Below are 15,442 nucleotides of genomic sequence, written 5' to 3'. Positions count from 1 at the left end.
TCCATATAGCATTCATTCCTCAATTAGTTAATTTTTCGATTATCTATATCGTAAATCCCAATAGCATATGAATCATTTTCAATCCATTTCTTTACTGCTTCTGTTTTAAGTACACCTTCAACCTCTTTTTCTATTTTCTGCCCAAGTTCTCTCGTTCTTACTTCATCATTGCTAATCTTAGTTTTTATATCAATAGCAACAGGTTGATTCTTTTTATAATTTATTTGCTGAATCCCAAACCCTTCATATCCATTTTTTCTGAATACGTCATCAAATATCTGTCCAAAAACTAACTCCCATCTATGTTCTGCATTTACAATCTCCTTGTTTCTTTGAGATATATTTACTTTATAAGACATAATGCCTTGAATTTGCAATCTTTTATTAATTTCTTTTTTTATTTCGTTAGCATCTTCGCTATCAGCAATCTCTAAATCTACTATTCTTTCCTTTTCATCCCATATAGCAGCACTAAAAAAAGATTCCTCCTTGACTGTCGCTGTAGCAATATCCATAACTATAGAATCTTCACTTTTGGATTCTTCCATTTCAGACTCACAAGCACACAATAAAGCAATTGAAAATAAAAATACAATCAACTTCTTTCCTCTTTTCATTGCACTTCCCTCCGTAAATTTTCATTTACGATAAACTTTTACTTTCACATATAAATACCTTCTATAATTTCAAATTTTAACATTATTTCACATTTTCTCCTCTTAAAAAGGAAATTACAATTAATAAATAGAATATCTTCATGAATAAATAAAAAGTGAGGGATATATAATGCAACATGTAAATACAATTGATATTAGTAATGTACTACAATTGGAAAAAACGCTTTCGACTTTATTAAATAAAATGATTTCTTCAAAACTAGACCTTGAAAATTGGTTAAAAGAGCAGTCAAAAGTGATTTGGGAAATCGAAGAACAATTAAAATCACATTATATCGCCTTTCAATGTAATACGGATGATGAAGAAATAAAAGATACTTTTGAACATGATCAACAATTTGTAAAGCCACTTTTAAAGCGGTACCAAAATTTATTGGATAATAAATATTTAGAGTCACCATTTCGAATGGAATTAGATTCTAACGTATATGGTTTATTGAATGCAAAAATAAAAAATGCTCAAAAGTTATTTTGTGAGGAAAATATCAAATTAGAAATACAAGAAGACAAATTAGTCACAGAGTACTTTGAAATTACTGGAGGATTAATTGGAATTTGGGACGGAGAAGAAAAAACGATAACAGAATTACAATCCTATTTACAAGATTCGAATCGTGACACCCGTAAAAAGGCAAAAACCATTATTTCTGAACAATTTTTATCTGTTGAAAAAGAACTTCAAAACATATTAAATCAATTAATTGAAATTCGTCATCAAAAAGCAAAAAATATTCAAATAGAGAATTATTGCGATTATATGTTCAAAAAATACGAGCGTTTTGATTATTCAGCGAAAGATTGCTATGAACTAGCTGAATCCATACGTAAGTATGTTGTGCCTCTTAAAGATAAAATATTACTAGAAAAAAAAGAGAAACTGCAAGTGGATACGCTTCGCCCGTGGGATGTATCAGCTGTAACTCCAGATCAAAAAGTACTTAAACCAATTGCAAATGAAAATGATTTAATGGAAAAGAGCACTCATATCTTTAATAAACTAGATGTTGAATTTTCAGCACTTTTAAACCAAATGTATAAACATAACTGTCTTGATTTAACAAGCCGCAAAGGAAAAGCATCTGGAGGCTTTTGTGAGTACTTACCAGCTTCACAATTATCATTTATTTTTATGAACTTAAATTATACACAAGATGATATTATCACTTTTATACATGAAATGGGTCATAGTATTCATAACGAACTCATAAAACCATTAGAAATACGACAGTATATAGAAATTCCAGCTGAAACAGCTGAACTAGCCAGTATGACAATGGAGTTATTCTCGCTTAATTATTGGGATACCTTCTATACAGACAAAAAAGATTTAAAACAAGCAAAAATTAACTTCTTTAAAGATGTTATTTCATATTTACCTATTATGCTTATTGTCGATCAATTTCAACACTGGCTGTATGAAAATCCAAGTCATACTTCTGAAGAAAGAAATGAAAAATACTTACAACTTCAAAAACATTATCAGTCTAGCGTCATACATATTGATGGCTACGAAAACTGGATAGCAACGAGTTGGTTACCTGTACTCCATATTTTTGAAGTACCATTTTATTATATTGAATATGCGATCGCCCAACTGGGTGCATTACAAATGTATAAACAATATAAAGAGGATCCAAAGCAAGCACTAGAAAATTATAAAAAGGCATTATCACTAGGAAGCTCGCAATCTATAAAAGAAGTGTATGAAGCAGCTGGAATTCGTTTTGATTTTTCTGGCGAAACAATTAAAGAATTAATGGCATTTGTAGAAAAAGAATTAGAATTACTTGAGCAATTATAAGAAGAAAACTACACTTATATTTTAGGTGTAGTTTTCTTCTTTATTTTATTAATCAGTTCTATGTACTGAATATCTCCATATCCAATTGTTGGAAAAAAATGAAACAACTTCGTTAATAATTCTTGAGTTGATACGTCTTTATTTTTAAAGATAAATTTCATTACAGCATTGTCTTCTTTTAGCATTTCTAAATATAGATCTATAGTCTGATACATTACAGGTGGTACCTTATAGAAAGTCTTTTTATGATTTACTAATACTTCATTGTATACCGAAGAATAATTTCCTAATTCAAGTTCAATTTGATTTACTTTAAATTCATCCTCTCTGAAGCTATTTAAATATACTTTCCCTTCATAATAAGACTGTTCAAGATATGAAAGTATTGTAAGTAGATTCATTTGGCAAAACATATCTTCACCAAACCATAAGACAATACATTTATACTTTTTCGTAAAAAGTTTTTCTAGCGGATCTATAACCTTTTTTGTATAACTTTCTACGGAACTGTTGTGTCCTTCCGCTCTTGTTTTAATAAAATCGTCATCAAAAATTTTTGTAGTAGCGGGGTTCACACACATCGCCTCATTAAATGGTGCATAATCAGAATCACCCATTAACTTTTCGTTTTTAAATTCTTCATACATAACTTGACCATTTAATATGTTAAGTACTTCTTTATCAAATAGCTCACTCTTCCTATTTCGTAACTGTTCAACCTCTAATTTTCTAGAAATATTCATATTAAACGCCCCTTCTTTATTTAAATTTAGTTTAACAAATGATTGAATAGTCATTTTGCTAAGTTGGTATTCTCTTGGATTCATTCCAAAAACATTTTTGAAAGCTCTACTATAAGCTTCTTGGGAAGAGTAATCGTAATCCAATGTGATCTCAATTATTTTCCTACCATTCTTTAAATCTTCTGTAGATAAATACAATCTTCTAAGAAGAATATAGCGTCTCATACTGAAACCCGTTACTTGATGAAATTTAAAAGAGCAATAATAAGGAGAATACCCCATGTAACGAGATAATTCATCTAATGAAAATCCCTTTTTCAAATTGCGCTCAATCCAATCAATCATCTGCTGTATATGTTCATTCATTTCCTTCACTCCTTATATAAAAGTATAAGAGAAGTGCATTTCATTCTTTTGATATTTCTTGTGTTTTATAACATGAGCCATTCTGTAAAATCTATATATATGTATTAATTTTATATTTTTTACCTATCTTATTTTGACATACCTTCTATTCATTTTTCAATTTAGTGTTCATTCGTATGCTGGTAAGACTTAACTAATTATTAAAGATCAATTTACATCATATTTCATTTTAAAGGATTTCAAAAATGAAATATGAATTTTGTAAAATAAGATTCTTTTAATTCTCTAGTTAAAAAATAAAAGTTTTGAAAGGAAGTTATAATGAAAGAGCTACAAAAATCCACTTCAAATTACGGCTTAATTCACGGAGATTTATGGTTAGAAAATATTTTAGTTGAAAACAATTCAACCATAACAATGATTGATTTTCAAAATTGCGAAAAACATTTTTACCTATTCGATTTAGCTGTTCCTATTTATAGTGCAATAGAATATTCATTTGCTGGAAATGAGAATATCGTTGAGTACGAGCATTCTATTACAAAAGCACTATTTGAAGGGTACCAAGAAGAAAATGAACTACCTAAAGAGATGATCGAGAAGTTTCCATAGTTTATTAAATTAAAAAAGATTTTTGAATATAGCTTAATGCATATGTATTGGGTTAAAGAAGAATTTACTGAGGAACAAGTACGGATAATGAACCTCTATAGGATGAAGATTAAAAATAAATATACGTATATCAAAATTTAAAAATGCTGTTGTTTCACTAAGTTTCCTTGTAGTTAAACAGCAGCAATTATTAATTATCTACTAGACAACCTTTTTTACAACTTATAAATACTGATTCAAAAGTTTGCTCAAATACACTTCATTTTGCAGCGATACTTTCTCGGTAAATCTAGCTACGCTAATAATAGGAGCCCATTGAAAGATTTCATCTCTTGTTAGATCGGTATTATTGCAATATATTTGCAAATACATTTCCGCTAATTCTATATGAGACTGCGCATATAATAAATATGTTCGAAACACATCTGCACGAATGTCACCTGAACTAGCATCTACCCAATCTATAATATTCACATTCTTTTTACTCAAAATTAGATTAAATGGATGGAAATCCCCATGACATAATCTAGGTTCAAATTTAATTGAATGTAACTTATTCAATATATTTTCCTTTTGCTTTTCATCTAATTTATGTACAGATTTTATTTGTCGCTCTAACCTTCCTCTCATTGATTCTATTTCATCTGTGTTCACACAAATAGAATGAATCTTTTTTTGTTCATTAACACAAATATTTATGTAATGCTCTGCTTTATTTAAATTATTGAGCAGGAGATTACCAATACTATCCCCTTTTATGTATTCCATAATAATCGCCTGTCTATTTTGTATCTTTATCACTTCAAATATGTTTGGAACTGGTAGTCCACATGAACAAGCATATTTTTGTTTTTTCGCTTCATTCATAGACTCTGTATCTGGGAGGTAATCTTTAAATAATTTTACAATCTTATTGTCATATAGATAAATTTCTGCTGTATTTCCTTTTGCAATCAGATTATCTAGATTCATTTCGTTTACCTCCATAAAATAAATTTGAATAGTGCCTTTTCCCTTTCTTTACATTCACTGTAAACATAACAAAAACCTTCTTTACGAAGATACAAAAAATCTACCACTTTCCATCCTTAAATAGAAAGCGGTAAATTTAATTTACTTGGAATATCAGCATGGAGATTTGGTGTATGCAAGATAGTAAATGAATATCCTTGCTGAATAAATGATACTTCATTATGTTTACATTCATATGGAACACTATTTTTCTTCAAGTTATTTTGTATGCGTTGTAAAAATGCTTGATCTGGTGTTCCGAAGGAAACATGTACTTTCGGTGGTAAAGCTTTCATCGCAATTGGGATCCAAGGTCGCTGCCACCAAGTTGCGACGATATATGCAGTGCCGCCAACTACAAAGTTAAAAATATCCCCGTCTTCCATCGTTTTCATATTTAAATTTGATTTCAGCCATTCCCTAAAAATAGGTACACTTTTAACAGGAAGACCAATTTCCCTTATATATAAAATGTTTAAAGGTGACTGCGGTACTAATACATTCTCCTTAACATAACTATGTGCGATAATTTCGAGTAGATTTCCATCCCCATCTTTAAAGTATACATTGAATAGACCATTCTCTTCACCAATTACATTTCCATTTTGCCATTTCACAATGAGTAATCCAGAATCCTTTAACCATCTTACTGTTTCATGAAATTTTGAATATGGAATCTCAAAAGCGAAATGTGCAGGTGCGATTGGTTCGTATACTTCTTGAAAACTAATGGTTGTATAAGGTGTTACTTCAAATTGAATAAATGATGCCGTTTCTTTTTTTATTGGAAAAGATAATATGTCCTTATATACTTGCTTTACCCCTTCTATCGAAACCGTTTGTAATTTTATATCTGATATATGTGTAATCACGTTACATTCCCCCTTGTTTCATATTATCTATTCGTATTGTATTACATTTATAAATAGATAAAATCAAACAGAAGGGTGGATTTTTTCATATAAAAGCTACAACTTTAGTATGAATATTTAAATTTATCCTGCATTGTTTCCATACAAAAAAGCTGCCTTTCCTCAAACGAAAAGCAGCTTCTACAATAAAATACATCATGATTTTACAGCAATAATCATAAATCTTTTTGAATTCGTACGAATCCCTTTTTCAAAACTATTAACATCAATGAAACTTTGTAAAATAGTAAAATCTTCTGCCTCTTCTCCAAAATTAGGAATAATAGGCGTATGTTTTAATAAGAAAATAAGATCTTCAGGCGTTCTGTAATAATCAGTCACATCATATTCACGTACTTGCACGAGTTCAAATCCTGCACTAATAAGTTCACTCATATACTTTTCTTTTAATGTGCCATCTCTTTCACCTAAGCATTGTCCTCGCCCAAATGCTTCCTTAAGATTTAATTTATCATGTTCGCTTACTTGTTGTGTTAAGAAAAAAGCACCTTGTTTCATTACTTTTGCTAATTCGGATGCTGCAAATGGTGCGTGACAACTTGAAACAATATCAAAATAAACATGTGGAAACGTTAAAGCTTCAGAATCCATTTGCAGAAACTCAACATTTTGTACACCTGATTTTCTCAAATTGGAATGTGCTTTTTTCAATCATTCCGTTAGAATTATCTATTCCAATTAAAGATTTAGCTGATGATGCTATATTAAGTACATTTTCTCCTCCGCCTGTACCAACATCAAGTAAAATATGTGATGGTTTGCATCTTTCTTTTACCTCTCTATAAAAGTCCCCTGAATCTCCTGCAGTTTCACATTTTATCTTACCAAAATCCCATCCATTTAATCTTCCTACTTTATCATAAAAGTTTTTGTACTCTAATTCGTTCATTTTATGTGTTCCCCTTTGTTGATACATATAAATTAAAATGAATATTGATTATTTATTCTATATTTGTAAGCCAAGCTTCATAAAACGCTTGAATAGTGCGGTATCTTTTACTTTTTTCTTTATGCAGCGCTTTTTTACATATATTATATAATTCTTGTGAGCTCTCCCATTTTTCATAGCTTTTATCATTTTTTCCACCGATAAAGGAAAAAGCAATTCCAGCTAATACATACACATTCGTTTCGCTTGTAATTTGTGCATACAGTTCATATTCCTCTGGTGCTTTAAAGCGAGCTGTACCCCAAAAATTCTCCCCAATTTCATTAAACACTGGTGCTTTTTGAAAAAAATCAATATCACAAATCATCAATTTTGATTGCTCGAAATTATATAAAATACTACCGTCATAAAAATCAACCATGACATAGCCTAGTGACTCCACATAGGTTGCAAACTCAAAAATCTGAGTCAATATGTTAAGTCTCTCCATCACGGATAATTGTCTTAACTTAACAAAAGGTGAATTTGGTGAATGGTGCTTTTCAAACGGAGTAAAGTCCCAATGATTGTGCATGCATTCCCCATCTATCCAATGAAACTTTAAACAAAACCCATTTTGCATTTGAATACAATTAATATATGGAACTAGTAAAGGATGTTGAATTTGTTCATATATTTCTTTTGCTTTCATTAATCGTTGAATTGCATCCGCTACATTACCTTTGTACTCTAAATTACGTGCACCGGCATACTTCAAAAAGTAACGATGTCCATTTTCAATAATACCAAAGCTAATATTTCCTGAATCTTGCTGATCAAAAACAGTAAATACTTCTACCCCCTTTAACCAATCAAAATTATGTTCCTCAGCTAATGTTATTGGGTATTGATTTTTTCCTATTGTAATTTTTATCATGCGCTGCTCCTAGCTTTGAGCGAACGTAGTTTATAGAGGTATGATACGCATACTCAAATTATTTTTACCTCATGCTTGATTTTCTTCTGTTTGTTCATAAAACATCACTCCTTTCAAATACAGGCTCTTAATTTCATTCAATAACTACCAAAATGTTCTTACTTTCTATTATATATTATAAAATACAAATTATAAGGAAAATATATTTCATATGCACAAATAGTTTACATAACATTTTTATGGTTTATTTACATGTATAATCTACATCTCTTCCCAACCATACATACTATATAAAACAGTACAGACTCCTTTTATATTCTTCATTTTTATTTCCTCCTTAAAATACATGCAAAAAATAGGATTCACCAAAAAATTACAGAATTATATATATAACAAGTATTGGACGGATGATTTTCAAATTCCTCTATCATAAAGGTGGTATAAACAGTGTGAAACCTATACAAGGACGTAGCCTTACCGTAAAGACAACTTTTTCTAAAGAATATAAGATTTTTATTTTTGGTTTACTCATTTCACGAATTGGGGACTCATTGTATACTTTTGCGTTACCTTGGATTGCCTATCAATTAACCGGTTCAGCTGTCATTATGAGTTCTTTATTTGCTATTAACGTATTGCCAATCGTTTTATTTGGTCCTTTAGTTGGTGTAATAATTGATCGTTATGATCGAAAAAAGTTACTTTTGGTAGCGGATATTACCAATATTATTTTAGTAAGTCTTGTTCCAATACTACATTCATTACATCTATTAGAAATTTGGCATTTATACATAATTACTTTTATGTTAGCAGTTATGTCCATGCTTTTTGATGTAACAACTGTTACAGTCATTCCGCAAATTGCTGGAGCATCCTTAACGAAGGCCAATTCTTTCTATCAAATGATCAATCAATTGGCTAGTTTATTTGGTCCAATGATAGCTGGGGTCTTCATTTCTTTTATTGGCGGCTTTCAGTTGCTTTGGATTAATGTTCTTTCATTTATTGCAACATTAGTTGCTGTGATGTTATTACCGTCTATGAAAACCACAAATAAAAAATGTGAAGATAAAAATACACTTCAAAATATACTATCTGATTTGGTTAATGGATTTAAATGGCTCAAAAATGACCACTTAAATTTAGCTTTATCTTTTCAAGCTATGATAGGAAACTTTGGAGCAAGTGCAGTTTTAGGTATATTCATGTATTATTTATTATCCACATTACAACTTACCCCAGAACAAAGTGGGGTTAATTATTCATTAATTGGAATAGGTGGTCTTTTAGGAAGCTTTATTGCAGTTCCTTTAGAAAAAAGGTTGCAGCGCGGCATACTAATTCCTTTACTCCTATTTGTTGGAGCAATTGGCTTAACTTTTGCACTTTGGAATACATATTGGTTCGTTCCTGGAATTGCTTTCGGTATTGCAATGACTTGCAATATTGCATGGAATACAATTGTAGCCACAGTTCGCCAGGAAACCGTTCCATCAAATATGCAAGGAAGGGTTTTAGGGTTTTCACGTGTACTTACACGATTAGCTATGCCACTCGGGGCATTAGTAGGAGGTATTATTTCAGCCTATAATCCAGTACTTGTATTTGCTTTAGCTGCTTTCACGAAGCTAGTTGAAGTTTTTATTGCACTATATAGTCCAATACGAAAACTATAATAGAAGGAGAGATAATTATGTATGATTGGTTAATTGTAATTACGGATAAGTTGATAAAGAAAACAATAACCTAAGAACTATTTTTATGCTTATTAATCGATTTTATAATATAATAATTACATAATTATATCACCTGTTTATTCTTTTTAGTTTTCCATCTCTCCTCCTTTCCCTTTCCATAATTCTTTTCTTAGTAAAAAACATTGTATGCGGAACATAAAAATAATAAAAGATCCAATTTCTTAATTTTAACATTAAGAAATTGAATCTTCTTTCATTACCTTGTATTAATCATACTGTGTTAATATATATTATAAAGAATATACATTTTATATAAGTTATGTTAATAACACATAAGCTAATAAAACTTTACTGATTACGCTCAAGACATTCATAAACCGCCATCATATCTCGTTTATCCAATTCACGAATACGATTAAAAATTGGTATTTGCTCAACAGCCTCTGTTAATAAGCTCTCATCCACAACATCACTAACTTTTCCAGTTAACCATGTTTGTACATCCACACCCTCAACAACTTTTTTTAGTCCTTCGTCATTAATACCACTTGCATTACAAGTTACACATGGAATTGTTAATTTAAAGACACCATCATGCAAATTATCTTCCGTTATAACTTTCTTTCCTTTACAGAATGGACATGGATAACCTTTTTTAATTTTATTAATTTGGGTAACTAACTTTTTATATCCAAATGCTTCGTATACATACGTAAGTTTTTTATATTTACCATTTGTGAAATACTTATCTATCATGTTTTCTCTCGTTTCATAAACATTAGGGAAATCACAAACAGTTACTTGATTATTACCACTAATGAATTCGATATTTCCTTTTATTTTATCCCAGAATGGTAAGACATTTTGTAACACTATTTCATAGTTTGAAAAGCTTGCCTGTTCTAATTCAAACATTTTCAATGCAACTTGTACTTTTCTTGGCAATAAAGAAACATCTTCTGTCAATCTCATATCGCCACCAACTATATCCTTCAATTTATGAAGTGCAGGTAAATCACCGACTATTTTCAACACTTCATCAACTGGCTGATTGATAATTTCACGAATATCTGAGTTGCCAAATTTAAGTGGTTTATGATGATTTAAAACCGTCCCTTCACAAATTGGACATGTCACCATTTCTTTAGAAGTCTTAATTTCTTCTTTAATAGGTGCTTTTGAAATAACAATATATCCACCAATAATCGTATTAAAACCTACCCATGTTCTGCGTGTCTTTCCTTTTTTATCATAAAATGATTTTTCAAAATACCCGTACCAAAACGTATGCTTTTCTTCTTCGGACATTTCATTATAGCTCTTTGACAAATCTTGACCAAGCTCATGTTTAATTTCATCAAATAGAAATTCTATTTTTTCATATTGATAAAATTTTAATACTTTCATGATTTCCGGATCGAATAAACCATCCCAAAATGGAACGTTTTTATTTTGAATTGTAATATCTTTATCGAAAACTTCAATTTGAAGACGTCCAGAGCAAGATGGACAATGGTTGTCCTGTGAATAGAAATCAAAACTTCTCGTATCTTTATTAGTTGGATGAGCAGCTACAATATGATTAATTAGTCCACCAACCTCATATAAAAAACTATATTGACTATATAAATGCCTCTCAAAATCAATAGCAATAACCGGTGCAATTGTATCAGATTCATATTCACCATAAATTAAACGCGCCATTGATGATAAGCTTTTTAAGATACCACCCTTATAAATGTTTTCAGCATTTTTAAAATAGTTAATATGATCTTCTTCTAAATAATGAACGCCTTCCTTCTGCTTAAGGGCTGAAGAAATATGTATTTGTTCAGCATTATTCACACTGCTTTTTTGACGATAATAATCTTCATGACTTACTACATCAAGATGATTGATAGATTCAAGCTGTCTTTTCCCAAAATCTACAATATAATCAGAGCTTTCTAACATGTAACTATTATGTTCAATCATGATGATAGAGACTGATTCATCTTGCAATATCCCTCTAACACTATCTATAAATTGATTTAAAATATTTTGTGATAAACCTTTTGAAGGCTCATCAAAAATAAATAATGTGTGTGGATTTCTAGTGTTTGCAAATAACTCCGAAACTAAATGAACACATTGAAACTCACCTGTTGATAATGTTTGTGTTTTTCGTTCTAACGTTAAATAACCAAGTCCTAATTTAATGAGTAGACTCAAGCGTTTATACGCAATATCTTCATTTGGAAGTTCACCAATAATATCTTCAATCGAACGCTCAAAAATATTATCAATTTCTTCACTATACTTTGTTAGTTTCTTTTTAATATCTAGAAAAGTTGCTACAGTTGATCGACTTGTAATGGATTGATTTCGATCTTGCCCTACCATAACTAGTTTATCTTTTGGATATCGTTTCAAGAAATCTGTAGCTAAACATTCATTGACAAGAGTAGATTTCCCACAACCAGATTCTCCTGTAACTGTTACAAGCCTATTTTTAGGAATCTGAAACTCCACCATTTGGATATTACGGCAATATAATTCTTGGAATGTATAATATTCTGTTGGTACTTCTTTATTTAGATCGCACAGTATTGATTTTGGTCTTGGTGATTCTTTCACAATTTGTCCACCATATTTTCCGCTACCAGGTCCAAAGAACAATTGCTCATCTGTTGTATCCAGTACTGTATCTGAATGATCTATAAGCCAAATTTGATTTTTACACCCTAATTTCTTGATCTCTTCTAATATTTGTAATAATGTTCCATGATCAAGTCCAACTGAAATCTCATCAATAATAATTACAGCATTTTCACTTACTGCCATGAATTCAGCTAAATATAGTCGTGTTAACTCTCCACCTGACAACGTACCCATTATTCGATTTAATGTTAAATAACCAATGTTCATATTTATTATGTTTTGTAATATATGTTGCTTTGCTTCACTAATATTTAACACTTCCGCTAGCGAAAGAATAGACTCAACACTTAAATCATTAATATTTGAAATGGTATGTGGTTTAGCAAATAAATCTATAGTATGTTGTTCAATTTCTTCACTATAACGTTTTCCCTTACATTTTTTACACTCAATATTTTTATTAGTACCTCGGCCTTTACAACCAGAACACCAACCTAACTGGTTATTAAATGAAAAAACCTCAGGGGAAAGATGAAATACGTCAGCAAGTTTTTCGCGAATTTCAGTGAAAACACCAGTATGAGTACCTAGCGTTGAACGTGGATTAGAAGAAATTGATGATTTCCCCAGAAAAAGTACTAAAGGCATATCCTCCATCTTAATAGCACTAAAATTCGTTTCCATGATATTAGGAAATAAATATTGATATTCAGCCTTTGGTAATAAAGAAACTAATCGTTTTTTTGATTCTTCACCAATTGTTTGACAAAAAGTTGTTTTACCTGATCCTGATAAACCAGCGATTCCAAAAGACTTATTAAATGGAATGACTGTATCTAATTTGTTTATGTTATTAGCAATTAATTGGTTTACCTTCATATTAACCTCTATTCTTATTTCTCATTAAAATCATATTTGCAATATAATAATTACACAATGAATATAACCTTTAAGTTGATTACACTCTTAATTCAAGAACCTTATCTTTATATATTTCAAACCACTGTTGCCATTCATCTTTAGAAAATTCTTTTTCTTTCCCTTCTAGTACGGAGGAAAAAAGATCTAAACAAATATGCCAACCCGCTATATCTTTCGGAGTATGATCTGTTAACTCATGAATGTATTCTTTAAGAAGTAAAAGAGTACCATTTTCCTCTTTATGTATTTCAAATCGTACACAGTCTTTATCCCAAGTAAATTCAAGCACTGCGTTTACTTGACACTCTAAAATATCGATATTTATAAATGAACCGTCCATCATATCAAACTTGATTATTCCACCTGTTTTAAGGCTTTCGATTTGTAAATTAGACATCCATTTTTTCAAATTACTGTTTTCTGTTAAAACAGACCAAACTTCTTCTATTGAATATGAAAAATAACGCTCAAATTGCACTACATATTCATTACCTTGTTTCTCTATTACTGCTAACATTATTAATTAACCCCCTTTTCGTCAAAACGAATGTATGTTCTTTATTTTACATGATTTCAATTAAAAAAGAAATCACTATTACACCCCATTAATTTAAGAGGTTTTTGTTAGCTCCAAAATGGATTGACTTATTATATATGAGAGCTCTAATCTAGTTGACCATGCTTTTATCGGATCAACTAGATTATCTTGGTTAAGCTTGTTCACGTATTTTAAACCTTCTACTGCAATGTAACCAATATTAAAATCTGTAAAAGTATTTATAATCATCGGTCATTCTCCATCAGTCATTCTGCATTTAGAATATTTTATTATGTAATCAATTGCTCGTTTTGATAACGCACATGAACCAGCTGTAATATCTACTTGTTTCTCTAATTGTAATGACATAATTTTATTTGATACTGATTCTGTAACTTGCCATTCTTCAGGATGTGTCTGAAAAGCTTTTTCTGTTCTGCCAATGATTAAGTAATCTACATCTACTATATTCTGAATGAAGGAATTAAGTTCAGCTGGATATTCTTTAATCCAAGTTAGCAAACGATCAAAGTCACAATAGTGATAGTAATCATAATCATAGTTACTAACAAACTTTAAAGAATCCCTACGCGCATTCCCTACACCTAATTTTTCTACTATATTTATATGGAAGTTACTTTCCTCTAGTTCTTTTACAATCTCTTTTGGTGTTACATTACTAATTGTTATATATTTCTCATCATAATTTAAGTTTGACAATTCCTCTTTTAATTCTTTTATTGCAGATAATAAGCTCCCTGTTGGATCATGAGTAATACATGTTAATGCCACTTGTTTTATAGGTTGCATAGTATATTCATCCCCTTTGCAAAATAAAAAGCAGAAAGACTACTTTCTGCCAATTTTATAATTAGTATTATATTTCTTATGCTCAATTTAATTCATATTATGCAACTTTAAGGAATTCCCCTTATGTTGCGTTCTCATTTTCATCGAACATAGAATTACAGCATATAAAGAAACGCTATGACTCATGAAATTATTATACTAAATCTACTTACTTGAAAAACTTATCGTTTAATCGCATCAACAATTAACGATGGAAAACCAAGTTTATCACCTTTATTTCTAGAATCATACCTTTTCGAACGGAAAATAACACCGTCGTTTGCATCCCATTCATTATAATAAAACTGACCATTTTCATCACAATATTCAAGTAAAACTACCTCAAATCCAGCAGTTTCAAACATTTTCATTAGTGTTTTATAGGTATGGACAATTTTATGACTTGCTGCTGGGTGATCTTTTGGGCCAGGTCCACCTATTTGAACTATCTTTTGGTACGCCTCATCTCGGAAAAATGCATCAGGAACACCGCACCGAATATGCCCCTCTTGCTTTAAAAATTCATAGCAAATTTCAGCAGCTCTTACACCTTCTTCAAACGTAAGGTGTTCCCATACATGCTCAGCTAAGATAGCTGAAATAGAATTGTATTCAAATCTTTCTTCCCACGTAGCTTTATCTAGTAAATTAAGTTCATTTTCTTGCGTTTGTATCCATCCAGGATTATTATTAAACACCCCTGCTCCGACTACTACTTTAATTTCGTCTTGTTTTATTGCCATCACCTTCACCTCGTAAACATTTTAATTATTAATATATTCTATGTTTACTATTATTCTACCTTCTAAAATAAATTAAGAAAAAATGGTGATTGCTTTAACAAAAATGA

At 30.5% G+C, this 15,442-nt stretch carries 10 protein-coding genes and 3 pseudogenes; 3 read left to right on the top strand and 10 right to left on the bottom strand.

Annotation, left to right across the window (positions count from 1 at the left end; genetic code table 11):
• Positions 1-23 precede the first annotated feature (23 nt).
• Entirely contained in the window at positions 24-617 is a 594-nt protein-coding gene (locus tag PDQ68_RS02770; protein WP_061182391.1) for a DUF4030 domain-containing protein, read from the bottom strand.
• A gap of 169 nt (positions 618-786) precedes the next feature.
• On the opposite strand from PDQ68_RS02770, the gene PDQ68_RS02765 reads away from it, so the two are divergent.
• Positions 787-2,478 (top strand): M3 family oligoendopeptidase, encoded by a 1,692-nt coding sequence (locus PDQ68_RS02765; protein ID WP_061182392.1) that lies wholly within the window; start codon positions 787-789, stop codon positions 2,476-2,478.
• A 14-nt stretch (positions 2,479-2,492) separates the two neighbouring features.
• Here the strand turns inward: PDQ68_RS02765 and PDQ68_RS02760 are convergent, their stop codons facing one another.
• The gene (locus PDQ68_RS02760) at positions 2,493-3,587 is read right to left on the bottom strand and encodes a helix-turn-helix domain-containing protein (protein ID WP_061182393.1); all 1,095 of its coding nucleotides are present in this window, start codon (positions 3,585-3,587) and stop codon (positions 2,493-2,495) included.
• A 321-nt stretch (positions 3,588-3,908) separates the two neighbouring features.
• Between PDQ68_RS02760 and PDQ68_RS02755 the strand changes: the two are divergent.
• A pseudogene (locus tag PDQ68_RS02755) lies at positions 3,909-4,340 on the top strand (phosphotransferase enzyme family protein); the annotation flags it as partial.
• A gap of 81 nt (positions 4,341-4,421) precedes the next feature.
• Here PDQ68_RS02755 and PDQ68_RS02750 read toward each other — a convergent pair.
• The 4 genes and pseudogenes from PDQ68_RS02750 to PDQ68_RS02735 all read right to left on the bottom strand — a co-directional run bounded on the left by PDQ68_RS02750 (position 4,422) and on the right by PDQ68_RS02735 (position 7,947).
• On the bottom strand, positions 4,422-5,171 hold the full coding sequence (locus PDQ68_RS02750) for an aminoglycoside phosphotransferase family protein (protein WP_061182332.1): 750 nt from the start codon (positions 5,169-5,171) through the stop codon (positions 4,422-4,424).
• A gap of 116 nt (positions 5,172-5,287) precedes the next feature.
• On the bottom strand, positions 5,288-6,082 hold the full coding sequence (locus PDQ68_RS02745; protein WP_061182333.1) for a VOC family protein: 795 nt from the start codon (positions 6,080-6,082) through the stop codon (positions 5,288-5,290).
• Positions 6,083-6,277: 195 nt separating this feature from the next.
• Positions 6,278-7,031, bottom strand: a pseudogene (locus PDQ68_RS02740) (class I SAM-dependent methyltransferase).
• Positions 7,032-7,083: 52 nt separating this feature from the next.
• The gene (locus tag PDQ68_RS02735) at positions 7,084-7,947 is read right to left on the bottom strand and encodes a serine/threonine protein kinase (protein WP_016717548.1); all 864 of its coding nucleotides are present in this window, start codon (positions 7,945-7,947) and stop codon (positions 7,084-7,086) included.
• Positions 7,948-8,396: 449 nt separating this feature from the next.
• Here PDQ68_RS02735 and PDQ68_RS02730 point away from each other — a divergent pair, with 449 nt between their 5' ends.
• The gene (locus PDQ68_RS02730) at positions 8,397-9,623 is read left to right on the top strand and encodes an MFS transporter (RefSeq protein ID WP_061182910.1); all 1,227 of its coding nucleotides are present in this window, start codon (positions 8,397-8,399) and stop codon (positions 9,621-9,623) included.
• A 369-nt stretch (positions 9,624-9,992) separates the two neighbouring features.
• On the opposite strand, the gene PDQ68_RS02725 is transcribed toward PDQ68_RS02730, so the two are convergent.
• The 4 genes and pseudogenes from PDQ68_RS02725 to PDQ68_RS02710 all read right to left on the bottom strand — a co-directional run bounded on the left by PDQ68_RS02725 (position 9,993) and on the right by PDQ68_RS02710 (position 15,335).
• Positions 9,993-13,163: an ATP-binding cassette domain-containing protein gene (locus tag PDQ68_RS02725; protein ID WP_061182909.1), complete on the bottom strand. Its 3,171-nt coding sequence runs from the start codon at positions 13,161-13,163 to the stop codon at positions 9,993-9,995.
• Positions 13,164-13,242: 79 nt separating this feature from the next.
• The gene (locus PDQ68_RS02720) at positions 13,243-13,722 is read right to left on the bottom strand and encodes an SRPBCC family protein (RefSeq protein ID WP_016717545.1); all 480 of its coding nucleotides are present in this window, start codon (positions 13,720-13,722) and stop codon (positions 13,243-13,245) included.
• A 93-nt stretch (positions 13,723-13,815) separates the two neighbouring features.
• Positions 13,816-14,553 (bottom strand): annotated as a pseudogene (locus PDQ68_RS02715) (hypothetical protein).
• 221 nt (positions 14,554-14,774) lie between these two features.
• On the bottom strand, positions 14,775-15,335 hold the full coding sequence (locus PDQ68_RS02710; RefSeq protein WP_016717543.1) for a class I SAM-dependent methyltransferase: 561 nt from the start codon (positions 15,333-15,335) through the stop codon (positions 14,775-14,777).
• Positions 15,336-15,442 lie beyond the last annotated feature (107 nt).

The sequence above is a fragment of the Bacillus cereus group sp. Bc010 genome (assembly GCF_027716745.1).
GTDB lineage: Bacteria > Bacillota > Bacilli > Bacillales > Bacillaceae_G > Bacillus_A > Bacillus_A pacificus.
This window is presented reverse-complemented; position numbering and strand designations above follow the sequence as displayed.